The sequence below is a fragment of the Haladaptatus sp. CMAA 1909 genome, assembly GCF_043952005.1.
Taxonomy (GTDB): domain Archaea; phylum Halobacteriota; class Halobacteria; order Halobacteriales; family Haladaptataceae; genus Haladaptatus.
In genome coordinates this window covers 295724-317414 of the sequence record NZ_JBIOAV010000001.1, presented here as the reverse complement: position 1 = coordinate 317414, position 21691 = coordinate 295724, and the positions used below count along the sequence as shown (strand labels likewise).

The 21691-nt window shown below is 63.3% G+C and carries 23 protein-coding genes and 1 tRNA gene; 7 read left to right on the top strand and 17 right to left on the bottom strand.

Features of this window, described 5'->3' with window-relative positions; genetic code table 11:
• Positions 1 to 152 precede the first annotated feature (152 nt).
• Positions 153 to 365 (top strand): hypothetical protein, encoded by a 213-nt coding sequence (locus ACGYLY_RS01760; protein ID WP_395283805.1) that lies wholly within the window; start codon positions 153 to 155, stop codon positions 363 to 365.
• A 216-nt stretch (positions 366 to 581) separates the two neighbouring features.
• Here the strand turns inward: ACGYLY_RS01760 and ACGYLY_RS01755 are convergent, their stop codons facing one another.
• From ACGYLY_RS01755 to ACGYLY_RS01720, 8 genes are all read right to left on the bottom strand, one after another.
• Positions 582 to 893 carry a Duffy blood group gene (locus tag ACGYLY_RS01755; RefSeq protein ID WP_395283804.1) on the bottom strand — a complete coding sequence of 104 codons (312 nt, stop codon included), beginning with the start codon at positions 891 to 893 and terminating at the stop codon, positions 582 to 584.
• Between the two features lie 203 nt (positions 894 to 1096).
• Positions 1097 to 1498: a hypothetical protein gene (locus tag ACGYLY_RS01750; RefSeq protein WP_395283803.1), complete on the bottom strand. Its 402-nt coding sequence runs from the start codon at positions 1496 to 1498 to the stop codon at positions 1097 to 1099.
• A complete protein-coding gene (locus ACGYLY_RS01745) occupies positions 1495 to 2337 on the bottom strand; it encodes a hypothetical protein (protein ID WP_395283802.1) in 843 nt (280 codons plus the stop codon). Before ACGYLY_RS01745 ends, ACGYLY_RS01750 begins: the two co-directional genes overlap by 4 nt.
• Positions 2338 to 2465: 128 nt before the next feature.
• Positions 2466 to 3302, bottom strand: coding sequence for an RAD55 family ATPase (locus ACGYLY_RS01740; protein ID WP_395284186.1), 837 nt, complete (start codon positions 3300 to 3302; stop codon positions 2466 to 2468).
• 11 nt (positions 3303 to 3313) lie between these two features.
• On the bottom strand, positions 3314 to 4291 hold the full coding sequence (locus tag ACGYLY_RS01735; protein ID WP_395283801.1) for a beta-ribofuranosylaminobenzene 5'-phosphate synthase family protein: 978 nt from the start codon (positions 4289 to 4291) through the stop codon (positions 3314 to 3316).
• A gap of 80 nt (positions 4292 to 4371) precedes the next feature.
• Positions 4372 to 5328 (bottom strand): glycosyltransferase, encoded by a 957-nt coding sequence (locus tag ACGYLY_RS01730; protein WP_395283800.1) that lies wholly within the window; start codon positions 5326 to 5328, stop codon positions 4372 to 4374.
• 163 nt (positions 5329 to 5491) lie between these two features.
• Positions 5492 to 5562 (bottom strand) — tRNA-Pro (locus ACGYLY_RS01725).
• Positions 5563 to 5606: 44 nt separating this feature from the next.
• Positions 5607 to 6665 (bottom strand): succinylglutamate desuccinylase/aspartoacylase family protein, encoded by a 1059-nt coding sequence (locus tag ACGYLY_RS01720; protein WP_395283799.1) that lies wholly within the window; start codon positions 6663 to 6665, stop codon positions 5607 to 5609.
• Positions 6666 to 6781: 116 nt separating this feature from the next.
• Here ACGYLY_RS01720 and ACGYLY_RS01715 point away from each other — a divergent pair, with 116 nt between their 5' ends.
• Complete coding sequence (locus ACGYLY_RS01715) at positions 6782 to 7150, top strand: VOC family protein (RefSeq protein ID WP_395283798.1); 369 nt, start codon at positions 6782 to 6784, stop codon at positions 7148 to 7150.
• On the opposite strand, the gene ACGYLY_RS01710 is transcribed toward ACGYLY_RS01715, so the two are convergent.
• Genes ACGYLY_RS01710 through ACGYLY_RS01700 form a run of 3 tightly spaced genes read right to left on the bottom strand, consistent with a single transcriptional unit; the run spans position 7147 to position 9551 of the window.
• Positions 7147 to 8019 (bottom strand): RNA-guided pseudouridylation complex pseudouridine synthase subunit Cbf5, encoded by an 873-nt coding sequence (locus ACGYLY_RS01710; RefSeq protein ID WP_395283797.1) that lies wholly within the window; start codon positions 8017 to 8019, stop codon positions 7147 to 7149. The genes ACGYLY_RS01715 and ACGYLY_RS01710 overlap by 4 nt on opposite strands.
• Positions 8019 to 8597, bottom strand: coding sequence for a (d)CMP kinase (gene cmk / locus ACGYLY_RS01705; RefSeq protein ID WP_395283796.1), 579 nt, complete (start codon positions 8595 to 8597; stop codon positions 8019 to 8021). Before cmk ends, ACGYLY_RS01710 begins: the two co-directional genes overlap by 1 nt.
• 39 nt (positions 8598 to 8636) lie before the next feature.
• Positions 8637 to 9551, bottom strand: coding sequence for a DUF106 domain-containing protein (locus ACGYLY_RS01700; RefSeq protein ID WP_395283795.1), 915 nt, complete (start codon positions 9549 to 9551; stop codon positions 8637 to 8639).
• A 145-nt stretch (positions 9552 to 9696) separates the two neighbouring features.
• Here ACGYLY_RS01700 and ACGYLY_RS01695 point away from each other — a divergent pair, with 145 nt between their 5' ends.
• Positions 9697 to 10041, top strand: coding sequence for an SHOCT domain-containing protein (locus ACGYLY_RS01695; protein WP_395283794.1), 345 nt, complete (start codon positions 9697 to 9699; stop codon positions 10039 to 10041).
• Positions 10042 to 10048: 7 nt separating this feature from the next.
• Here ACGYLY_RS01695 and ACGYLY_RS01690 read toward each other — a convergent pair whose 3' ends face one another.
• Positions 10049 to 10666 carry an adenylate kinase gene (locus ACGYLY_RS01690; protein ID WP_395283793.1) on the bottom strand — a complete coding sequence of 206 codons (618 nt, stop codon included), beginning with the start codon at positions 10664 to 10666 and terminating at the stop codon, positions 10049 to 10051.
• An 86-nt stretch (positions 10667 to 10752) separates the two neighbouring features.
• On the opposite strand from ACGYLY_RS01690, the gene ACGYLY_RS01685 reads away from it, so the two are divergent.
• From ACGYLY_RS01685 to ACGYLY_RS01675, 3 genes are all read left to right on the top strand, one after another.
• Positions 10753 to 11226: a hypothetical protein gene (locus ACGYLY_RS01685; RefSeq protein ID WP_395283792.1), complete on the top strand. Its 474-nt coding sequence runs from the start codon at positions 10753 to 10755 to the stop codon at positions 11224 to 11226.
• A 158-nt stretch (positions 11227 to 11384) separates the two neighbouring features.
• A complete protein-coding gene (locus tag ACGYLY_RS01680) occupies positions 11385 to 11819 on the top strand; it encodes a universal stress protein (RefSeq protein ID WP_395283791.1) in 435 nt (144 codons plus the stop codon).
• Positions 11819 to 14044 carry an amino acid permease gene (locus tag ACGYLY_RS01675; protein WP_395283790.1) on the top strand — a complete coding sequence of 742 codons (2226 nt, stop codon included), beginning with the start codon at positions 11819 to 11821 and terminating at the stop codon, positions 14042 to 14044. Before ACGYLY_RS01680 ends, ACGYLY_RS01675 begins: the two co-directional genes overlap by 1 nt.
• A gap of 33 nt (positions 14045 to 14077) precedes the next feature.
• On the opposite strand, the gene ACGYLY_RS01670 is transcribed toward ACGYLY_RS01675, so the two are convergent.
• Positions 14078 to 15676: a TrkH family potassium uptake protein gene (locus tag ACGYLY_RS01670; protein WP_395283789.1), complete on the bottom strand. Its 1599-nt coding sequence runs from the start codon at positions 15674 to 15676 to the stop codon at positions 14078 to 14080.
• Positions 15673 to 17013, bottom strand: a complete 1341-nt coding sequence (gene trkA, locus ACGYLY_RS01665) for a Trk system potassium transporter TrkA (RefSeq protein ID WP_395283788.1) — start codon at positions 17011 to 17013, stop codon at positions 15673 to 15675. The genes ACGYLY_RS01670 and trkA overlap by 4 nt, the downstream gene beginning before the upstream one ends.
• Positions 17014 to 17302: 289 nt before the next feature.
• On the opposite strand from trkA, the gene ACGYLY_RS01660 reads away from it, so the two are divergent.
• Positions 17303 to 18331 (top strand): bifunctional oligoribonuclease/PAP phosphatase NrnA, encoded by a 1029-nt coding sequence (locus tag ACGYLY_RS01660; protein WP_395283787.1) that lies wholly within the window; start codon positions 17303 to 17305, stop codon positions 18329 to 18331.
• 18 nt (positions 18332 to 18349) lie between these two features.
• Here ACGYLY_RS01660 and ACGYLY_RS01655 read toward each other — a convergent pair whose 3' ends face one another.
• The 3 genes from ACGYLY_RS01655 to ACGYLY_RS01645 all read right to left on the bottom strand — a co-directional run bounded on the left by ACGYLY_RS01655 (position 18350) and on the right by ACGYLY_RS01645 (position 21664).
• On the bottom strand, positions 18350 to 20767 hold the full coding sequence (locus tag ACGYLY_RS01655; protein WP_395283786.1) for an amino acid permease: 2418 nt from the start codon (positions 20765 to 20767) through the stop codon (positions 18350 to 18352).
• A gap of 157 nt (positions 20768 to 20924) precedes the next feature.
• Complete coding sequence (locus ACGYLY_RS01650) at positions 20925 to 21131, bottom strand: hypothetical protein (RefSeq protein ID WP_231185205.1); 207 nt, start codon at positions 21129 to 21131, stop codon at positions 20925 to 20927.
• Between the two features lie 119 nt (positions 21132 to 21250).
• Positions 21251 to 21664 (bottom strand): hypothetical protein, encoded by a 414-nt coding sequence (locus ACGYLY_RS01645; RefSeq protein WP_395283785.1) that lies wholly within the window; start codon positions 21662 to 21664, stop codon positions 21251 to 21253.
• Between the last annotated feature and the right edge of the window lie 27 nt (positions 21665 to 21691).

The following is a 21691-nucleotide window of genomic DNA, read 5'->3' as shown; positions in this document are numbered from 1 at the left end:
CGGCGAAGAGACTGGAGTGGAAGCGGAGCGACTCCAGTTGTCCGATTCTGATTGGTCTGCGAGCACAGCAACTGCGAGGACGGTCCAAAAAACTGCCCATTCATTACGAACAGCAGTGGTTGATTTTGTTGTGATTTTTGTAGCCGAGCCGCATGAATTACTGCCCCGCCGTCGCGCGCCGTGCCCTTGACCAGTATCGTGCACCCCGTCCAACCGAGGGGCGCGCGGGCCAGCAGACCCTCGGCCAGCGATCGGCCGAGGGTCTGCTGGTTATCGCGCGAGGGATGAGTGAAGGAACGAACGAACGTGAGCGACCAGAGCGAATCGGCTGGGGAGGGTGTGGCCCGCGGTGCGGATGCGGTTGAGGGGAATGAAAGGGGCCACCCGTTCGCGCACCGCATGGTCGGCTGTACGAGCCACTATTCTGGCCTCTCCGCCACGTTCGGCCAGAATAGTGGCTCGTACAGCGGCCGCGAGCGGGTGGGGGCTTTCGAGGTCTTCCTCTCATAATTGCAATCGAAACAGACCCAACCGCCCGTGTTCGTGGCGATCGGGCACGACTTTCGTCTAGGAGTTGTGGGTCACCACGCGCCGCGCAAGAGAGCGTAGCAAGCGACCGCAGAGACGGCGGCAACAGCAAAGCCGAGGAGCGTCCCCATGAACAAAACCGCCGCGGTGACAACTGCCCAGAGGCAAACAAAGACAATAGCGTGTTCAAGACTATCGAAACGTGCGGCCGCGTAGGTCGAGACGAATGCAGTCGTGAGTAGAAGTCCGACTAGCGGCTGAGCTTCGACAAGAAACGTCCACGCAAGTATGGAGAAGGCTACGAGCCCTGCGGGACCGTCATAGGCAGAGACGCCAGTGAACGCCCTCGTTTCTGACTTCGGCATACGTAACAATATCCGTACAGGTGATAATACATTAAGGAATTCGACTTATTTGTGGCATGAGAGAATCGAAGCACCAATTACTGTCAGACGGGGCTTGTCCCCAGCAGTTAAAATTGGGACTGCACCAAAATCGACCCGTTAGCGTTGGTGTGGCTCTCGCTGAAGAGTTCGAACCGTCGTTCACAACGTCAACTCCCGATTTTCTACTCCTCCGTTTCGAAGTCGTCCTCGTCCGCAACCATCGGGCAGTCCGCCACTCGAAAGTGCTCGACGTCGGGCATCGACAGGATATCCGTCCCCTCGTGGGTACACCTGAGGTCCGGCGGGTCGCCGACGTGCGGACACCCGTGGCAGGTCGTCTTCGGAATCGTGCGAACGTCGCGGTCGTCCCATCCCGCCTCTCGGGGGACGCTCACGACCAGTTCGCCGCCGTCCTCGTTCAGCAGGTCGTCCCAGAGTTCGTCGGTGTCGACGTCACCGACGTCCACCTCCTCGAAGGCGTCATCGGCCCGTTTCGACTTCCGATTTCGACGTTCCTCGATGTCCGAGACGAGGCCGGAGAGCGGTTCGTCCGCTCCTTCCGGGTTCGGGGAACGGTCGCTCACTCCTCCGTCACCTCGGACAACAGGTCGGCAGCCTCGGGGTCGATGTCGACGTCCGGGTCGATGGTGTCGCCTTCCAGCGCCGGTGGACGACCGACGACGAGCCAGTTCGACCCGAAGAAGCCCTGCTTGGGTTCGATGTCCTCGAACGTCGCGCCGCAGTGCGGGCAGGACGGGTCGGTCAGCAGCGCGATGGTGACGGTCATCTCGCAGTCGCCACACTTGGCACTCTCGATGCCGTTTCGGTTGGCCGTTCGTGCGAGTTCGGCGGTGGCGGCCCGCGTCGCGTTCACCGTGGCGAGCATGCGGGCTTGGTCGCGGACCGAGACGAGCGCACGTGCGAGGACATCGAGTCGTCCGTCCAACTCGTCGGTCGTTTCGGCGAGATAGTCGAGGACCTCCTCGTAGTTCTCGAAGCCGGAATCGAGCCGTTTCCGGTTTTCCGTCACGCGTTCACGGAGGTAGTCCACTTCCTCCGCGACGGTCTCGAAGTCGCCCTCACCGTCCTCGTCGTTTTCGGCGTCCATCGCCTGCCGGAGTCCGTTCAGTTCGTCCCGCAGGTCCGGATGGTCGTGGTCCGCCGGGGCCTTCCCGTCCGTTTCGCGTTTGATCTGTACGACCCGCTCTCGGACGTCCGTCAGTTTTTCCATGAACTCCTCGCGGAGTTCGTCCAGTTCGTCGACATCCGCATCGTCCTCGTGGAGGGATCCGTGTGCTGCGAGTAGTTCGGAGAGGAGGCGCTGGCGGGAGACACCGAGTTCGTCGGCCGTTTCGGTCACCCACTGGGCAACCGACGTCGGCAACTCTACCGCTGGAACGTGGCTCGCGTCTTCGCTCTCCATTCGGTTGGATACCTACTTCTCATAGCGCTGACTTAACGTTTCGCCCTTCCCGGGGCGGAATTCCGAACGAAGTGGCGTCGTTTTGAGGATCGATACCGACCGTCGAATTTGCACCGCGGGAGTCCGACCTACCGAATCTTGCGGACATTGCTGATGTCCAACCCGTCGCTCCGTATCTCCGTTTCGAAGCGGACAATGTTCTCTTCCTCGATACTGGAGAGGACGCCGCGATACTCGCGGACGAACATGGTCCGGGCGCGTTCGTTGCCGCCGCTTTCCCACTCGAAACTGATGGTGCCGTCCGTCGCGCTCATCAGGGACCCCATCTGTCGTCCGGTCAGGCTCTCCTGTGCGACGAGGACGAGTATCAGGCCACCCCACGCCTTAGCCGCTTTCTTCATTCCTTTGAGGAGGATGACCATCTGGTTCCAGTCCACCTGCTCGTCGGGGAGCGCGGATAAGTCGGTCAGCGAATCGATGACGACGAGGTTCCCGGGTGCGTTCTTCGAGAGGTATTCCCCGAGCGCTTCGAGGATGCCACGACGCTCGTGACTGCTACCGAGGTCTGTGATGGTGCGGCGTTTTTGGACGTACCAATCGTTGGGAATCGGACTCAGTTGGAAGTATTCGGCCGAAAGGTCCTCGAACGAGATGACCTCCGACGCCGGTGAGACGATCGACTCGTCGATGGTGTGCGTGAGTTCGCCGACGATTTCGGGTTCGTTGGCGGTAAACGAGACGTAATGAATCTCGTCGGGAAGCGACGAGCGCGAATCGACTGCCCCGTAGTGGAGTTCGAACAGGTCCGAATCGGCGTCGCCGAGGGCGTTGATGGTCGCGCTGGTGTACGCGAACTCGCGTGCGCCCGCCCCGGCGTCGCCGGCCAACAAGACGACGCTTCCGGGCGGGGACCCGCCGTCGATGAGGGAGTCGAACTGCGAGACGCCGAACGGGATGCGGTCCATGTCTTCCTCTCTCATTCCTGACGTTTACCGTTTACGCTCGCCCCGGCGTTGCGCGCGGACGTGAGCAACACGTCCCCGCCGACGCCCGTGGAATCGAGTGCGTCGTGAGCGACTTCGACCGATCGGTCGGCCATCTCCAGCGTCGTCACGCCGTACACCGCGGGTCCCCACGACGACTGTCCCGCGCCGAATACCGCCGGGGCGGACTCCATCGCGGTGACGAGTTTGCCGACGGGCGGTCGATAAACGCCGCCCTGCTCGTCGGCGTACCACGCCCCGTTTCGGCGGCCGATTTCCGCGACGGCGGACCCGAACCGCTCCGGGTCCGCCTCCGCGATCGATGGAAGGACCCGCCGGAGGAGTATCGAAGAGATGTCCTCGGCGATGGTCGGATCCGCCCGTTCGACCACGGAGCGCATGCTCGCGTCCTCGTCGGTGCCGTTTCGTCCCGGTTCGGCGTCCGGGAGGACGAGGACGAATCGCCAGTTTTCGGGAACGTCGTGTCGTGCGACGACAGGCGGGACCGACCAGTCGCCTCGTGCGGGTCGGTCGGTGGTGAAACGCTCCGTGGGGTGTCCGGCATCGACGACGAAGCCGCCGCGTTCGAACGTCGAAACCCCGATACCGCTCCGTCCTGCCCTGTCGAGGGCGGGTGCGTACTCACGAACGTCGGGGTCGGTGCCGTACGCGTGTGCGACGGCGGCGAAGACTGCCAGCGCGAGTTGCGTCCCGCTCCCGAGGCCGACGTGTCTCGGTAACGTCTCGTGGACTCGCACGTCAGTGCCGGGGACGGACAGCAGATCCGTGGCCATGCTCGCGTACTCGCGCGCACACGAGTCGTCACAGCGAACCTCGCCCGCGGGCGTCGCTTCGACGGAGACGGTCGGCGAGGAAATTGCGACTCCTAACCCACCGTACAGTCTCTCGTGGGCGAGCGAGAGGTTCTGAAAGCCGAAGTGGAGTCGACCGCCGACCGTCACCTGTGCCATACCTAGCGGTCAGTCGAGAGGAGGATGGCGATTTCGGCAGTGGCAAATTACCGTGCTATCTCACGAACCCCCGAGACGAGCTATTCCATGTGGTCGAGGACGTACTCGGCCGCTCGGTCCGCGCCGTTTTCGTACTCGGGGGCCTCGGGCGGATGGCGCACCGCGCGGGTGACGTGCGGAATCGAGTGCTCGATCTGGAAACCCCGGAGACCGCGGCGTTCGATGACCCGCGAAACGCCGTGCTGTTCGTCGGTGAACGGGTAGATGATACACGGCGTTCCCGCCACGGCGGCCTCCATCACGGTCGAGTAGCCCGAGCAGACGACGACGTTCGCGGCCTGAATCCACGGGAGGAGCGACGGCACCGAATCCCATCCGTCGTGGCCGACGAGGGTCACGTCGTTGCCGTCCGCTTCCAGTTCGCGGGCGAGTTCCACGAAATTGGTCGTGTACGTGCTCGGGACGAGGAGGACGTCGAGGTCGTCGGGAGCCTCCGTGCCGTTGGGTTCGAGGGCGATGGGCGGGATGTGGACGACCCCCGGCGGGTCGCCACCGTCCGGCGGCCAGACTGCGGGATAGAAGAACGCGTGGGACACCGAAACCTGATAGCGATTGAGAATCCACGTGAACACCTCCTCGATGGCGGCGTCGTAGTAGGACGCGGCGTTGTGGGTGAGGACGTACAGCGGCGTGTCCGTGCAGTGGGCCGCCATCGCCGCGAACATGTCGTCCGTCACGAGGGCGGCGGGGTCCTCGCGGCGAAGCCACCGCACGAAGTCGAACACGCGCCGTCCGCTGTTCGGAACGCTCCGCGTCAACACGTCGAAGATCGACCCGCCCTGATAGTCACCGATGTAATCGACCGTCGCCGGACGATAGACCTCGTATCCGTTGTGTTCGATGAACTGGGACCCCGGACCGCCGCCCGCGAGGACGACATCCGTCTCCGGCCCTTCCAATGCCTGTGCCACCGCCAGCATCCGGGTCGCGTGTCCCGCACCTTCCGGATAGTGTGCGACAGCAACGGTCCGGCTCATGGCCAACTGTCTTCCCTGCCGTGGGAAGAATATTTGGATTTCCTGCTTCGGAAGAAAAAACCGAGCGACGACGGCCGAAATGGAGGGGTTCGGCCGCGCCGTGATGCGACGCTCGGCGCTCGTCACAGTTTTGCGACTCACGAAACAGTTCGTCGCAAAACAATGGGACCGCCGAGAGTCGAACTCGGGTCCTACGGACCCCATCCGCAGAGGATACCACTACCCCACGGTCCCGCTACGTTTCGAAGAAGGAGAGTGCCTATGTTAAGCCCTTCGTTTCATTCCTGCGAGCGAGGGACCACCAAGTCGCCGTCGTCCCGCACTGCGAGGCTCGTGACCGGGTCGTTTTCGTACGCTGCGACCCCGTGATAGCGTCCCACGACATACCCGTCGTGGTCCGTCTCCACCGTCGCCTTCGGTTCGCCGTGCGGCGTGACGATGTCCGCGATGACGTCGCCCACCTCGAAGGTGTCGCCGGCATCGACGCGATGGCGGACGATTCCGGCCGTTTCGGTGTGCGGGTGGACGGCGCGTTTGACGGGAAAGTCCACGGGCGCATCGAGGCCGGTTGGCTTCGGTTCGCCGGGCAGCATGTCGAGTTCGCGCATGACGTTCAACAGGCCGACGACGCCCTTCTCGCGGGTGTCCTCCTCGACCACCTCGAAGCCGCCGAGTTCGACGGTGAACGCGGGAATTCCGGCGCTGTTCAGCGCCGCACCCGCCGTCGAGCGCTGGAGGTTCTGCTCCACGTACTCCTCGGCGGCGTACTCGTTGATGACCGGGAAGTCGTAGGCGTCCACGAGGCGTTCGAGTTCGTCGGCGAGGTCACGGGCTTCGTCCTCGTCGCGCTCGGATCCATGTAGCACCCGATCCCGAATCACGAACGGAATCGACCCGACCTGCGCGGTGTGGAGGTCCACGAGCACATCCGCCGAGTCGGCGAACGCGTCGAACACCCGTTCGTCGATGAGTTCCTGGACGCGCGGCGGGCGCGACCCGTCCGCGTCCGGGTCGGGAAAGTAGCGATTCGGATCGTCGCCGTGGTAGTAGGAGGTGCGGGTCGTTCGGCGCAGACCGGCGGGGTTCAGATTGGGAAGACAGACCACCGTCCCGCGAATCCTCGATTCCAACCCCTCCCGCATGACGTCCTGTGCGGTGGCGAGTGCCGTCACCTCGTTGCCGTGAATCGACGCCGTTATCCAGAGCGTCGGGCCGTCTTCTTCGCCCTCCGCGATGAGGACGGGGAGGCGCTCGGGCGTTCCTGTGGGAAGGTCGGTGACGTCCAACCATCCCGTGACGAGTTCGCCGGGGGAAGATTCCGCGGTGCCGACTTGCATACCGGAAGGTGATTCGCACGCGGCAAAAAGGGGTGCGAAGCGGCAGAGGAAAACGGGAGCGGTGGGTGAGAAGGCGAAACGATGCGATGATGTAGTTCGAATGTCGACAGTTTCGAATGAATCCCCCGACGCTGCAACGAATCGGCTGCGTGCTGTACACCGTTCCGAAATCGGCGTTCGAGGACGCGAAACGTCACTACGAAGAGGTTCTCGGGCTGGAACGGTTGTGGGAACGTCCAGACCAAGCCGGGTTCGCGATGGACGGTCACGAGGAGGGAATCGCGGAACTCGTCCTCTCGACACAAGAAGAACTACCGCAGGGGATGGTCCACTACCTCGTGGACAGCGTGGCCGAATCGGTCGAATACTTCGGGCAAAACGGCTACGAAGTGGTTCACGGCCCCGAAGAAATCCCGGTGGGGAACGTCGCCACCGTCCGCAACGAGTGGGGCCACGAGTTCGACGTGATGGATTTCGAGTCCTAAACCAAAACGCGTTCCAGTTCGACGACCGTCCCCGACTCAGCGTCGGCATCCCCGACCATTCGGCCGAGACAGACCGCCGCGCCGTTCGGCGTGTGACAGGCGACGAGTTGGTCCTGCTCCGCTTCTTCGGCCTCGATGACGCCCGGCGCATACACTTGTGCGCCCTGTGCCACCTGTTCGGCGGCGTTCGGCGCGATGGTCACGCTCGGAAGGTGTGCCAGAGCGGCCTCCGCGGGGCGGACGATTTCCCGAAGCCAGTCGTCCTCGTCCTCCTCGCGCCAGCGGGCGAGCGCGTCCGAGAGGTCGTGTAAGGTCACGAGGTCGGTGTCGTCGAACGGGTCGGTCGCCGTCCGGCGGAGGTGGCCCATGTGCGCCCCGGTTCCGAGCGCGAGGCCGATATCGTGACAGAGCTTGCGGATGTAGGTGCCACTCTCGCAGCGAATCCTGAGGAGCGCCTTCCTGTCCTGTACTTCCAACACGTTCAAGTCGTAAATCTCGCGCACGCGAAGCTTCCGCGAGACGGCGCTCTTTCGGGGCGGTTTCTGATACAGCGGTGCCTCGAACTCGGCGACGATAGCCTCGATGTCGGCCGGAGCCGTCTCGTGCAGTTCGAGGACGGACACGTACTCCTTGGACCCTTCGAGGAAGACCTGCGAGAGGCGGGTCGCCGCGCCGGTCAACGTCGGCAGACACCCGGTGACTTTGGGGTCGAGGGTGCCCGCGTGGGCCGCTTGTTCGACTTCACAGAGGTCTCTCACCCACGCCGCAACTTGGTGGGCCGACGGGCCGGGCGGTTTGTCGAGGTTGACAACCCCAAATTCGAGTAGTTCCGCGGGCGAACGCTCGGATGGTGGGCCGCGAAGCGTCATCAGAAATCGTATGAGACGCCGGTAATCGGGTACTTTCCCTCGTCGAAGTCCGATTCGTAGTTCTCGACGGCGGTCGTCAGCATGGCGAGAACGTCGTCCGGGTTCCACCGCGCGGTGTTGATGCTCAAGTCGTAGATGGTGAGGTCGGTAATGTCGATGCCGTAGTACTCCTCGTAACGTTGGGCCTCGCTGCCCGCTCGGGCGCGGGTTTCGGTCGCCGCCTGCTTTTCCGATTTGTCCTCGCGGTCCGCGATGCGGGCCGCGCGCACGTCGAGCGGCGCGTCGAGCCAGATTCGGAAATCGGCGTACTCCCCGGCGAGCCACCCGGCGAGCCGAGATTCGAGGACGACGTCGTCGTCCTGCGTGGCGACCTCGCGGAGTCGCTTGTCCAGTTCGCGGTCTATCCCCTCGTCCTCCTCGGCGAGTTTGTTGAATTCGAGGGGCGTCAGGTCGCGCTCGGCGGCGAGTTCGCGGAAGATGTCGCCGCCGCTCACGTGATCCAATCCGAACGCGTCCGCGAGTCCGTGCGCAGTCGTACTCTTCCCACTCCCCGGTGGGCCTGAGACGGTCAATAACATATGTACCCTCGAACGGGAACCAAGAAAGAGGTTTTGAACTTACGTCGGCGTCGTCTGGATGTTCAGCGCCTTGCGAATGAGTTGCGTGAACGCCATCGAGCAGAGGAAGTACCAGATAATCCACGTCTGCATCGGGCCGATCGCGCCATGCGTCCATCCATAAGGCCCGCCGACGAGGGGGAGTACAACCTTGTGCGGAATGACTGCCGGCGTACCGTCGCCGATGCGCCAGTACATCCAGAGGAAGGCCGGGATGGTGATGAACATCGTCCAGACCATCGGGCGGAACTGCTCTTTGAACATGCCCGTCTGGTCGCCCATGGCTTCCATCTGTTCCTGTCGGATGCGCTCCATCGCCTGCTCGTCGCCCTTCTCCTTTGCCTCCTTCTGGCGCTTCTGGATGTCCTTCATCCGCTCCTGATACATGCCCATCTTCTCCATGTCCATCAGGTTGTCCTGCAGGAGCGTGGTGTACAGGCCAGTCAGCATCGCGACGATCATGATGACGACGTAGAACGGGAGCGCGGCGTCGATGGGACCGAGCACCACGTCGACGACCTGCCCGACGGCGGCGCGGATGTTGTTCTGGGAGTAGCCCAAGAACAGTCCGATGCTCGCCACCGCCGCGAGTTTGTCCCACTTCGACCACGAGGTGGTTTCGATGTCGTCCACGTCGCTCGACGAGGACGTCGTACTCGTCGTCGCCGTTCCGGAATCGTCGAGTGCGTCCGCGACCTCGTCCGGGTCCGCGAGTTCGAAGCCGTGGATGCCGTCCACGAGGATTCCCTTCTCTATCAGGCGACCCCACTGGCCGCTCGTGAGGTCGTCGTTGACGTCCCGCCACTCGACTTCGTCCGACCCTTCGTCGGTTTCCTCGTAGATGACCGAGAGGGCGTCGGCCATCGCCGGGTCCTCGGCGATGAGCGATTCTACTTTCTGCGCTGTCCGTGCCATTGTGGCACGTTTGGGATTCGGCGTTAATCAACCTTCGCCATCGACACGAGCGCGCGGCGAACGGACCCCACTGACGCGGGGAAACCGGCCGAGGGATGAACGGTTAGAGGATAAATTTTTTACCGTTGTCACGTAACCCGATGGCGTGAGCGAACTGAGTGAAATACTCCCCGAAGACGACTTCTGGCGTGTGGTCGTACTGGGTGGGTTTGCCGTCTTCTTCACGGGTGCCATCGAAATCGTCGCCTCGGAAGCGTCCTATCTCCTCGGAATCGTGGCCGTTCTCGGATTCCTCGTGTGGTACCTTCGGGACGGCGGTGAAACGGTCGTCGAAAAGGAAGCGGAAGAAACCGAACTCGACGCCGTGCAAGTCCTCAGGGCCCGCTACGCGAACGGCGACATCGACGAGGCGGAGTTCGAGGGGCGACTCGACACGCTCATCGAAACGGAAGCAGCGGAATCGGGGGAAAAAGAACTCTCCTTCGAGTAGACCGCTTTCAGGCCTCGTCCTCGACCGTTTCCTTGATTTCGTCCCACACCTCGTCGGGCGTCTGCTCGCCGTCGATGCGGACGAGTTCGCCCGTGTCGTCGTAGTGGTCGATGACGGGTTCCGTGTTCTCGCGGTAGACGCGGAGGCGTTCACGCACCGTCTCCTCGGTGTCGTCGTCGCGCTGGACGAGGCGTTCTTTTACCGCTTCGTCCTCGGCGGGGTTGTAATCGACGTGGTAGATGTCGCCCGTCTCGGGGTCGAGTCGGCGTCCAGTGAGGCGACCGACGAGTTCGTCCTCGGCCACGTCGAGGTACAGAACGACGTCGAGGTCGGTGATGTCGTCCAGATACTCCGCCTGCGAGAGGTTTCGCGGGTAGCCGTCGAGGACGTAGCCGTCGGCCTCGGCGAGCGCGGCTTGGACGATTTCGTTGACGACGGCGTCGGGGACGAGTTCGCCCTCGTCCATGAAACTCGCGGGAGTTCCGTACTCCGTCTCCATGTGCTTGTTCGCGCGAAGCGCGTCGCCGGTCGTGACGTGTTCGACGCCGAATTCCTCGGCGATTCGTGCGCTCTGTGTCCCTTTCCCAGCACCGGGGGCACCCAAAATCAGGATGTTCGGGTTCATGCACTCACCTGCACCGTCTTCGCATAAAGGCTTACGGAAACCGAGCGGAGCATCCGGTTTTTGAGGGCCGAGGACGAACGACCGGTATGACCCGATTCAGCGCTTCGACCCCGACTGAACGACGGAAACTCGTCGTGGACGCCATCACCGCACACCGCGAGCGCGGAAGCCCGTTTTGCACGCTGACCGCCGACCTCGAAACGGCGTCCGAACCGGACTTCGATTCCGAACCGAAATCAGCGGCGTCGGAAGCAGACGATGGCAGCGACGCGGGCGACGAGGACGGGACGGAAGAGGAACTCCCGCCGTGGATTCAGTTCGGCGACCGGACGCTCAACCTCGACTGTACGGACGAGGAGTTGGAGGCGCTCAAGACGCTGGTTGGAGAGTTCCCCGCGTTCAAAATCGAGCAGTTACGGAGCCCCGAAGATGCGGACGGGACGAACGTGCGAATCAGCGCGAAAGCCGACGCGAACCGCATCGCGCAGTTCGTAGACCGGGCGTTCCGCGAGGTGTACGGCTGTTCCGAATCGGTGACGGTGTGGGCCGTCGAAGTGTGATGATGTGGCTGGTTTCGTAGTCGTTATCACGCTCCTCGGAGATTACGGGGACGTATGACACATCGCCACGCCATTCGAGATACTCCCGATATCGAACACTGGACGGACGCGACGCGACGGTACACCCGACAGGTCATCGATACCGGATGGTACGTCACATGACGGGGCTGTTCGAACGAATCGTTCTCCCGGTTGCGAGCGAAGAGGATGCGGAGACGACCTGCGACGTGGCGCTCGGCCGCGTCGCCGATGCCGGCGGCCGCGTCGTCGCCGTTCACGTGGTCGAGAAGGGCGGCGGGGTTCCCGACAAGGCGTCGGTCGAACAGCGCGAAGAACGGGCGGCGGACATCTTTTCCGTCATCACGGATCGCTGTGACGCGGCCGGAATCCCGGTCGAAACGGAACTCACCTACGGCACGAACGTCGCGGAGGCCATTTTCGACGTGGCGGACGACGTGGACGCGACGGCGATAGTGTTCTCGCCGCGCAGCGGGAGTCGGTGGATACAACTGCTCACGGGGGACGTGGCGCACACGCTCGTCACGGAGACCGACCGGCCGATAGTCGTCCTCCCCGACACGGAGGCGAACTGATGGCGGACGAGGAACTCGCGAAGGACCTCGGACCGCTCGCCGCGCTTACCATCGGCGTCGGGACCATGATCGGCGCGGGTATCTTCGTCCTCCCCGGCGTCGCCGCCGCGGAGGCCGGACCGCTCGTCATCCTCTCGTTCATCGTCGGTGGCGTCGTCGCGGTACTGACCGCCTTTTCCGCGAGCGAGTTGGGCACCGCGATGCCGAAGGCAGGCGGCGCGTACTACTACATCAATCATGCGCTCGGCCCGCTGTTCGGTTCCATTGCGGGATGGGGTAACTGGATGGGGCTGGCGTTCGCCTCGGCGTTCTACATGCTGGGTTTCGGCCAGTACGTCACCGAATTCCTGTCCGTCCCCTCCGTCGGCTTCCTCTCGCCAGCACAACTCGGCGCACTGGTGGCCGGTTCGCTGTTCGTCCTCGTCAACTACGTCGGCGCGAAGGAGACGGGACGACTGCAGAACATCATCGTCGTGACGCTCGTCGGGATTCTGACGGTGTTCTCCGTCGTGGGCGCGTTCCACGCCGACCTGTCCACGCTTCGGCCGTTCGCGCCCAACGGCATCACGCCGCTGCTGCCGACGACGGGACTCATCTTCGTCTCGTACCTCGGCTTCGTCCAAATCACGTCCGTCGGCGAGGAGATTCAGAACCCCGGAAAGAACCTCCCGCGCGCCGTCATCGGGAGCGTCGTCATCGTGACGATCATCTACGCGCTGGTGTTGCTGGTACTCCTCTCCGTGGTCGAACTCGACGTCGTGGCGAACAACGACACCGCGGTGGTCGAAGTGGCAGGCATGCTGATGGGGTCCGCCGGAGCGGTGGCACTCACGTTCGGCGGCCTGCTCGCGACGGCTTCCAGCGCGAACGCATCGATTCTGGCGTCCTCGCGCATCAACTTCGCCATGGGTCGGGATAAACTGGTGAGCAACTGGCTCAACGACATCCACGACCGGTTCAGCACCCCGTACCGCTCCATCGGCGTCACGGGGGGTCTCATCCTCCTGTTCGTCGTCATCGGCGACGTGGAGGTGCTCGCCAAGGCCGGAAGCGTCCTCCACCTCGTTATCTACGGATTGCTCAACGTCGCGCTCATCGTGATGCGGGAGGCCGACACGGAGAGTTACCATCCCGACTATCGCGTCCCGTTGTACCCGTACACGCCGATTCTAGGGGCGATCACCTCGTTCGGCCTCATCGGTTTCATGGCGTCCGCCGACATCGCCGCGCCGATGCTCGCCGTCGCCTTCGTCGTCGGCGCGGTCGGGTGGTACTTCCTGTACGCTCGCGGGAAAACCGAAAAACAGGGTATCCTCACCGATCACATCCTCAGCCAACCCGAGACGATGCCCGAACCCGCCGTCTCCGCGGCCACGTCCGTGAAACCGGACGGCGGCGACTACCGCGTGATGGTGCCGCTGGCCAACCCGGAACACGAGACGGACCTCATCTCGCTCGCCAGCGCCGTGGCGAGCCAACGCGGCGGAACGGTCGTCGCGACGCACATCGTCCAAGTGCCGGACCAGACACCGCTCGCGAGCGGCGCGGCGCACGTCGAGGAACTGGACGCCGAATCGGCGGACCTCCTCGAACGGGCGCGAAACGACGCCGAGACGTTCGGCGTCCCCGTCGAAACGCACACGATCCTCTCACACCGTTCGTTCGAGGAGATATTCGACGCGGCCCAAACCCACGGCGCTGACCTCGTGGTCATGGGATGGGGCGAGGACAGCCACGGGTCCCCCGGACGGGCCGAGAGCGCCATCGACGAACTGACGAACGGGCTTCCGTGCGACGTCGTCGTTCTTCGCAACCGAGGGTTCGACCCCAGTCGCGTACTCGTTCCCACCGCTGGCGGGCCGGACTCCGCGCTCAGCGCGGCCATCGCACAGATGCTGCAAGCGGAGTACGACGCCGAACTCTCGCTCCTCCACGTCACGGACGAGTCGCGGGAAGCGGGCGAGGAGTTCCTCGCTGACTGGGCGACGGACCACGACATCTCCGACGCGAACCTCGTCGTCGTGGAGGATGACGACGTGGAAGCGGCCATCGAACGCGCGGCGGCCGACTGTTCGCTGCTCGTCATCGGCGCGACGGAGGAAGGACTCCTCGCGCGCCTGTTCCGAGGGTCGCTCGCGCTCGACATCGTGGACGACGTCGACTGCTCCGTTCTGCTCGCGGAAAAGCAACGAAAACGCTCGGTTCGGGAACGTCTCCTCGGGTAGCCGTCCCCCTCTTTTTGCCGATTATTCGAACGCCTACGACCGCCAGTACGCGCCGGTCAGCAGGACGAACACCGGGAAGATTTCCAACCGTCCGACCCACATCAGGACGACCATGAGGAGTTTCGCGCCGTTGGAGAAGGGCACGTAGTTGTTCATCGGCCCGACGAGTTGGAATCCCGGACCCACGTTCCCGAGCGTCGAAGCGATGGCGCTCATGGCTTCGAGCGTGGTGATTTGCGGTCCGGCCCGCTCGATGTCGAGGAAGAGGAGCAGCGTGGCGACGAGGAAGATGACCACGTAGAGGAGCGTGAAGGCGTAGATACCGCGAACCGCGCGTTCATCGAGGGCGCGACCGCCGAGGCGGACCGGACGGACCGCCTCGGGGTGGACGTTCGTGAACAGTTCCCGGCGGAACGATTTCAGGATGACGACCCAGCGAACGATTTTGATGGCACCACCGGTCGAACCCGCACACCCGCCGATGAGCATCGCGGCCAGCATGAGGTACTGGGCGGAACTGTTCCACGTGTTGAAGTCCATGCTGGCATAGCCCGTCGTCGTGACGATGGAGATGAGTTGGAAGGTAGCGTGGCGAACCGACGATTCGATGTTCCCGGCGACGGGCGGCCCGCCCGGAACGGACACCAACCCCTGATGGGTGTACAGCAGGACGGACAGAATCGCCGAAAGGACCGCCAAGATGCCGACGTAAAATCGGAACTCCACGTCCTCGAACAGGCGGCGCGGGTTTCCGTTCAGGACGTGCCAGAACAGCGCGAAGTTCGTCCCCGCGGCGATCATGAACGGAATGATGACCCACTGAACGATGGCCGAAAACGCCTCGATGCTCCGGGCCTCGGGGGAGAACCCGCCGGTCGCCATCGTCGTGAAGCCGTGGGCCACGGCGTTGTAGAACGTCATTCCGGGGGCGAGCGGCGTCCCGAGCGCCTTTCCGAGAACGTGGAGGCCGAACAGCAGAACGATTTCGAGCGCGGTGATGCCGAGGTAGGCCTTCCACAACGCCCGCGCCGTCTCCGCGATTCGCGGGGTGAGTTTCTGGATGCCGGGGCCGGGCGCTTCGGCGTCCATGAGCTGTGCGCCCCCGACGGACAGTTCCGGCAGAATCGCGACGGCGAGGACGACGATCCCCATCCCGCCGAGCCACTGGGTCAACTGCCGCCACATCAACAGCGCGCGGGAGTGCGTCTCGAAGGAGATGTCGCCCATCACCGTCGCGCCGGTCGTCGTGAACCCGCTCATGCTCTCGAACAGCGCGTTGACGGGGTGTGCGAGCGTGGACGGTCCCGACGTGACGGCGATGTACGGAAACGCGCTCGTCAACGAAACGCCGTTCCCGGCGATGACGTAGGGAAGACCGCCGACTATCGACACGGCGAACCACGTCAGTGCGACCATCAGAAACCCCTCGCGGACGCCCAGTTCGGGGTCGGGTTCGACGCGTTCGAGCGACCACCCGACGACGACGGCGATGGCGATGGTCGTGACGAAGGTCCCGATACCCTCCCCGTAGTACAGGCCGACGAGCAGCGGGAACACCAGCGGCACGGAGAGCCACTTCACGACCGTTCCGACGAGGCTCACGCTGGCCCGCCAGTCGATGCGAACGGTCATAGCGCGGCGCTCACCTCGGCGACCACGTCCCGATGGACGAACACCACGATGTGGTCGCCGCGTTTCACCGTCGTGTCGCCGCGCGGGACGATGAACTCGCCGTTCCGGGTTATCGCGCCGATGACGACCCCGTCGGGAAGGTCGGCGACGCCCTCACTGATGGGTCTATCGAGGAGGACGCTGTCGCCGTCGATTTCGATTTCGAGTACTTCCGCGCGGTCGTTCTCGATGAGCGCGATGTTCTCGGCGCGCTCCTCGCGGGTGAACCGCGTTATCTCCTCCGCCGTGACTTCTCGCGGATTTATGACCACGTCGATGCCCACCGTCTCGAACAGGGAGACGTACTCCGTGTTCTCGACGATGGCGATGGCCCGTTCCGCACCGAGCTGGCGAACCAGCAGGGACACGAGGAGGTTCTTCTCGTCGTTTTCCAGCGCCGCGACGACCACGTCGGCTTCGTCCACGTGTTCCCGCACCAGAAAGTCGGTATCCGTGGCGTCGCTCGCCATGACGACGGTCCCCGGCAACGCCTCGGCGAGCGTTCGGGCGCGGGTCGGGTTCTGCTCGATGAGTCGGGGGCTGAGGTCGCGGTTTTCGAGCAGTCGAGCGGTGTGGAAACCGATTTCGCTCCCGCCGATGATGACCACGTCCTTGTCCGTGTTGGATACCTCCTCGGGTGCGACTTCCATGGCGAACCGCTGGACGCTCTCGGGACTCCCGATGACGACAACCTTGTCGTCGGTCTGAATGACCGTCTCCCCGCGCGGGATGTCCACGTCGCCGTCGCGGATGAGGGCGGCGAAGGTGAGCGAGTCGAACCGGTCGGCCTGCCGAATCGTCTGATTCGCCAGCGGACTGTCGCCCCGTACCTCGAACTCCGCCATCTGGACCTTTCCGCCGGCGAACGGGTCCACGTCGCGCGCCGCCGGAAGGCCGATGACGCGGACGATGTCCGTCGCGGTCAGGAGGTTCGTACACACCAGAAAGTCGACGCCGAACGCGCCCGCTTTCGCGTTCTCCCACGTCTGGAGATAATCGACCTTCTTCACGCGCGCGATGGTGAACGGATCGTCCACGGTCTTCGCCGTCCCGCACACGACGAGGTTCGTCTCGTCGTCGTCGGTGCTGGCGATGACCATGTCAGCGCGTTCGATACCCGCGTCCCGTAACGTGTCGAGGGAGGTGCCGTCCCCCTGTATCGGGAGGACGTCGAGCGTGTACGTGAGCGATTCCACTCGTTCGCCGTCCCGGTCCACGACCACGACTTCGTGCGTATCGGAGAGGCTGGCCGCGATGGACGACCCGACTTCACCCGCGCCGACGATGACGATTCGCATACGTTCGTTCGTTTCTCGTGTGCCTCTCCACCGAGAATGTATCGTTCCGTTTCGCACGTCGAGTTCCGGGATGAATCGAACCCCGAAACGGCGACGAGAACGCCCGTATCGGATGCTTTCTCGCCGCCGCTTCGTTCGAAGGGGGAAGATACCGCCCGGTTCGTCGACGGTAGGCCGACACTGAAGTCACTACTGTCAATATCATAATCAATAACAACTACGGTCCTCGTCCTCGATGTCCCGTTTCACGTTCTCGACCGCAGTGTACGGTCGTGGACCTCGACGAACGATGTCCCTCGATACGCCCCACGTACGACCGATCGACCGATGTGATTCGCTGCTCTCCGTCCTCAACGGTGCCGACTCGCTCGCGGTCGTCTGTCACAACAACCCGGACCCGGACAGCATCAGCAGCGCGCTCGCACTCGCCGCAATCGCGGAGTCAGCGGACGTTTCCCGAATCGATCTCTACTACGGCGGCGAGATTACCCACCAGCAAAACCGGGCCATGGTCAACCTGTTGAACGTGGACCTCCGTCCCTTCACCGAGGAGTGTCTCGATTCGACCGACCTCGTCGGGTTCGTTGACCACGCGGTTCCGGGACAGAACAACTGCGTTCCCGTCGAACGCGTCCCCGACATCGTCATCGACCATCACCCGAACGAGGGCGTCGAAGGGACGCACGTCGACCACCGCGAACACGTCGGCGCGACGGCGTCCATGCTGACGGAGTATCTACAGGAACTGGACGTCGAACTCGACGCCCGATTGGCGACGGCCCTGCTGTTCGGGATTCGACGGGAGACGCTGGAGTTCACCCGGGGCGCGACGGAAGCGGAGTACACGAACGCCCGACACCTGCATCCGCACGCGGACGTGGACCTCCTCCGTCGACTCTCGGACTCGTTGTTCACCCACGAGACGCTCGATTCCATCGCCGACACGATTCAAAATCGGACCGTCCGCGGGTCGCACCTCGTTTCGCACGCGGGGCGAACCACCGAGCGAGACACGCTCCCGCAGGCGGCCGACTACCTCCTCAACCTCGAAGGCGTCTCGACGACCCTCGTCTTCGGCATCATCGACGAGACGGTGCATCTGAGCGCTCGAACCCGAAATCCGCGAATTCACGCCGGCGACCTCCTGATGACGGCCTTCGACGACATGGGAAGCGTCGGCGGGCATCAGGCGATGGCGGGCGGGGAGATTCCGCTCGGGTTGTTCGGCGCGCTCGAAGACCGGGACGACGCGCTGGTCGAACTCGTGAGCGAGGTGCTGACCGAGCGGTTCTTCCAAGAGACGTCCTGTAACCCGTAAAAACGAAAGGAGACCGTGTTAACGCAACCAGCGTGAAAGCCGGGACGTGATGCCGAGGTTGCGCTTCGCCATGATGATGGTGCTCTTGGAGCGCCATCCGACCTGTTCGGGGAGCGCACCGAAGACGAACTGTTGGAGCAGTCCCTCGCGGGTCGCGCCGATGATGGTCAGGTCGTGTTCGCCGGTTCGTTCGACGATGGTGTCGATGACGTCGTCGCCGGTCAACATCTCCGTCGCCACCGTCGTCCCGTCGCTGAACTCCGCCTTTGCATCGTCGAGTACCTTCCGCGAGTCCGTGCGCTCGCTCTCGCTCGCATCGGGGGTCACGACGTGAACGATTTCCACGGTGGCGTCGTTGGAGCGTGCGATGTTGTCCGCCACTTCGGCGGCGAGTTCGGCGTGCGGGCCACCCGCCGTCGGGACGAGGATGGATTCGACCTCACCCCCGTCCGGACCGATACGTTCGACCAACACGTCACAGTCGGCGTTCTGGACGACCTGGTCCACGTTGCTGCCGAGGACGATGTCACGGCGTTGGCTCTTGTGCTGGCCCTTCCAGCCCATGAGGACCGCGTCGCTGTCGTACTGCTCGACGGTGTTGAGGATGGCCTTCCCGACGTCGTGACCGATTCGAATCGTCCCGCTGACGGGGACGTCCCGGTCCTCGGCGATGTCCATCGCCTCGTTCAGCACGTCCCGCTGGTTGTCGATGAACTTCCGGCCTTCGGACAGCGGCGTCTGCTGTGGGACAGTGACGATGCTCATGACGAGGATTTCGCCGTTCCGGTCCCGCGCGATGTTGGTCGCGGTCCGCATCAACTGCGGGGCGCTCTCGGGGTTGGCGATGGGGACGACGATCTGATTGTCCGCCTCCGAGGGAACGCGCTCGGTGACGACCGTCGGCGTCTCCTCCTCGATCTGTTCCGCCTCCTTCTGCTTGGAGTAGCCGTAGTAGACGCCCAGACCGATTATCATCCAAACAGCGGTGGTAATGAGCGCCACGAACCCGTGGGAGTTCTGTCCGGTGAGTCCCGGTTCCAGTCCGAGTTCGTAGATGAGGAACGGGGTGAGCAGGACCTGCAAGCCGATGCCGATGAGCGGCGGCCACGGCATGTACGGGACCTTGTAGGTACGCGGCAGGTCGGGATGCGTCTGGCGCATCCGGATGAGCGTCCAGTTCACCTGCACGAACAGCAGGATGAACATGATGTCCGCCGAAGCCGCGACGCTCTCTATCGGCAGGGTGAGGGCCATCAGGATGATGAGGACGCCCGAGAGCAAAATCGCCCAGTGGGGCGTGCGCTTGTCGGGGTGAATCCGGTCGAAGAACGCGGGAAGCGCTCGGTCACGCCCCATCGCGAACGAAACGCGGCTGGAGGAGTAGACCGTCGCGTTCAGCGCGCTCATCGTCGCGGCGAGTCCAGCGAACAGCAGGAGGAACGCGCCGTACGGCACGAACTGCCCCGCCGCCTCGATGATGCCGAGTTCGCCGAGTCCGCCGAGGAGTTGCCACGTCGGGACGCTCGCCGCCGACCCGCTGGCGCCCGTGGCCTGACCGATGAGTTCGGCTGTCGGGGTGATGCCGCCGATGGCCGCGAACGCGACCAGCACGTAAATCGGGACGACGATGGCCATCGAGTAGAAGACCGCCTTGGGGACGTTCTTTCCGGGGTTGACGACCTCCTCGCCGGATTGAACGATGATCTCGTATCCTTCGAACGCGATGTAGGTGAATCCCATCGCGCCGATGATACCGACGATACCGTGGGGTGCGAAACTCGGACTGTCGAGGAACTTCGCCGTCCAGTTCGGGTTGTTGAACGTCGTCGCCAGTCCGAACGCGACGAAGATGCCGAGGATGACGACCTTGATACCCGTCACGATGACACCGGCCTTCCCCGTCTCCTCGGCACCGCGGAAGTTGATGTACGCGAACCCGATGACGACCAACGCCGCCAGACCCTTTTCGGCCATGACGGGCGTGATAAAGCCAAGGAGAGCAAACTCGTTCGGGAGACCCAATCCGATTCGGAGGAACTCGACGAAGAAGGTCCCGAAGGTCACGGCATATAGCGCACAGGCGACGGCGTGGGCGAACCAACTCATCCACCCGGCGTAGAATCCGTTCGGGTCGACGAGTGCTTCTTTCACCCAGAGATAGCCACCACCGGCCTCGGGGAACGCTGCGCCGAGTTCCGCGTACGAAACGGCGGTGAACATCGCGACGAACCCGTTGATAATGAACGCGACGGTCAGGGCCGGCCCGGCGATACCGGCCGCGAACCCCGTCAGGGCGAAAACACCCGCCCCGATCATCGCGCCGACACCGATAAAGGTGATGTCGAACAGACTCATGTCGCGGGAGAGTTCGGTTTCGACGGAACCGTTTTCCGTCGAACCGCTCTCCGCTTCTGCCTCTGTCGAACTATGGTCCATCGATATCACCTCGTATTCCAGTAAGGAAAGTTCTACCGCAATCGTTAGTAAACATTGTCATGAATAATTGTTATTAGATCTATTTTTCATCGAAAGAACCGGAGAGAGCCGTTTCAACGCTCGAAACGGACTCTATCATCGTCGTGATAGGCCGGCGCTACAGTTCCTCGTGAATCCAGTAGTGGGCGATTTTGGACGCATCGACCCAGTGGACTTCGTCGTCCGCGTCGATTCGAATGAACGGGTCGTCCTCGAACTCGACGTTGTGGGTGTGAAGTTCGAGTTCCTCGCCGCCGGCGAGTTTTATCATTATCTCTCCCTTCTCCTCTAAACCGTCTTCCAACCGCTCGTAGATGGATGTCATCGCAATGTTCTCCACCGAACTCAACGTCGGGTTCGTTCAAAAGATTTGTTGCCATTTCTGGAATTATAGTCGGTTTCAGTCGGTTCAGCGCCTTTAGCGCACGGGTTTGACTGTTTCGATTACGCGACGCCGTTGTCCCGAAGGAGGTCCGCGAGGACGTGGAAGTAGAGGAGGACGGCGGTGAAGACGGCGACTGGCGGCCAGAGGACGACCAAGATAGCCACGAGGATGCCGCCGATTGCGACGTGCGAGAGGATTCGCATGTGTTCCAGTTGCGCATTGTCCACGTCCTCGAACACCCAATCTTGGTCGCCGAAGGCGTCGGTCGGGTTCGCCAGACACGCACGGAGGTGCCGCCAACTTCCCGTTTCGAGTCGCGTGAGAACGAAGTGGTCCAAGTCGATGAAGACGCTCAGCAGGACGCCGTAGACGAACAGGGCGGCCAAAATCGGCGGACCGAAAAGATTCGAAAGCGGCACGAGCAACAGAGCGGAGACGACCGCGCCGATGAGGAAGTGTTCCCGCGAATACATCGCTCGAATCGAGGCGGCGGCGGGGCT

Coding starts and splice junctions, on each gene's coding strand:
- ACGYLY_RS01760 (WP_395283805.1), top strand. CDS start 153: ATGAATTACTGCCCCGCCGTCGCGCGCCGTGCCCTTGACCAGTATCGT.
- ACGYLY_RS01755 (WP_395283804.1), bottom strand. CDS start 893: ATGCCGAAGTCAGAAACGAGGGCGTTCACTGGCGTCTCTGCCTATGAC.
- ACGYLY_RS01745 (WP_395283802.1), bottom strand. CDS start 2,337: ATGGAGAGCGAAGACGCGAGCCACGTTCCAGCGGTAGAGTTGCCGACG.
- ACGYLY_RS01740 (WP_395284186.1), bottom strand. CDS start 3,302: ATGGACCGCATCCCGTTCGGCGTCTCGCAGTTCGACTCCCTCATCGAC.
- ACGYLY_RS01735 (WP_395283801.1), bottom strand. CDS start 4,291: ATGGCACAGGTGACGGTCGGCGGTCGACTCCACTTCGGCTTTCAGAAC.
- ACGYLY_RS01730 (WP_395283800.1), bottom strand. CDS start 5,328: ATGAGCCGGACCGTTGCTGTCGCACACTATCCGGAAGGTGCGGGACAC.
- ACGYLY_RS01720 (WP_395283799.1), bottom strand. CDS start 6,665: ATGCAAGTCGGCACCGCGGAATCTTCCCCCGGCGAACTCGTCACGGGA.
- ACGYLY_RS01715 (WP_395283798.1), top strand. CDS start 6,782: ATGAATCCCCCGACGCTGCAACGAATCGGCTGCGTGCTGTACACCGTT.
- ACGYLY_RS01710 (WP_395283797.1), bottom strand. CDS start 8,019: ATGACGCTTCGCGGCCCACCATCCGAGCGTTCGCCCGCGGAACTACTC.
- cmk (WP_395283796.1), bottom strand. CDS start 8,597: ATGTTATTGACCGTCTCAGGCCCACCGGGGAGTGGGAAGAGTACGACT.
- ACGYLY_RS01700 (WP_395283795.1), bottom strand. CDS start 9,551: ATGGCACGGACAGCGCAGAAAGTAGAATCGCTCATCGCCGAGGACCCG.
- ACGYLY_RS01690 (WP_395283793.1), bottom strand. CDS start 10,666: ATGAACCCGAACATCCTGATTTTGGGTGCCCCCGGTGCTGGGAAAGGG.
- ACGYLY_RS01685 (WP_395283792.1), top strand. CDS start 10,753: ATGACCCGATTCAGCGCTTCGACCCCGACTGAACGACGGAAACTCGTC.
- ACGYLY_RS01680 (WP_395283791.1), top strand. CDS start 11,385: ATGACGGGGCTGTTCGAACGAATCGTTCTCCCGGTTGCGAGCGAAGAG.
- ACGYLY_RS01675 (WP_395283790.1), top strand. CDS start 11,819: ATGGCGGACGAGGAACTCGCGAAGGACCTCGGACCGCTCGCCGCGCTT.
- ACGYLY_RS01670 (WP_395283789.1), bottom strand. CDS start 15,676: ATGACCGTTCGCATCGACTGGCGGGCCAGCGTGAGCCTCGTCGGAACG.
- trkA (WP_395283788.1), bottom strand. CDS start 17,013: ATGCGAATCGTCATCGTCGGCGCGGGTGAAGTCGGGTCGTCCATCGCG.
- ACGYLY_RS01660 (WP_395283787.1), top strand. CDS start 17,303: ATGTCCCTCGATACGCCCCACGTACGACCGATCGACCGATGTGATTCG.
- ACGYLY_RS01655 (WP_395283786.1), bottom strand. CDS start 20,767: ATGGACCATAGTTCGACAGAGGCAGAAGCGGAGAGCGGTTCGACGGAA.
- ACGYLY_RS01650 (WP_231185205.1), bottom strand. CDS start 21,131: ATGACATCCATCTACGAGCGGTTGGAAGACGGTTTAGAGGAGAAGGGA.
- ACGYLY_RS01645 (WP_395283785.1), bottom strand. CDS start 21,664: ATGTATTCGCGGGAACACTTCCTCATCGGCGCGGTCGTCTCCGCTCTG.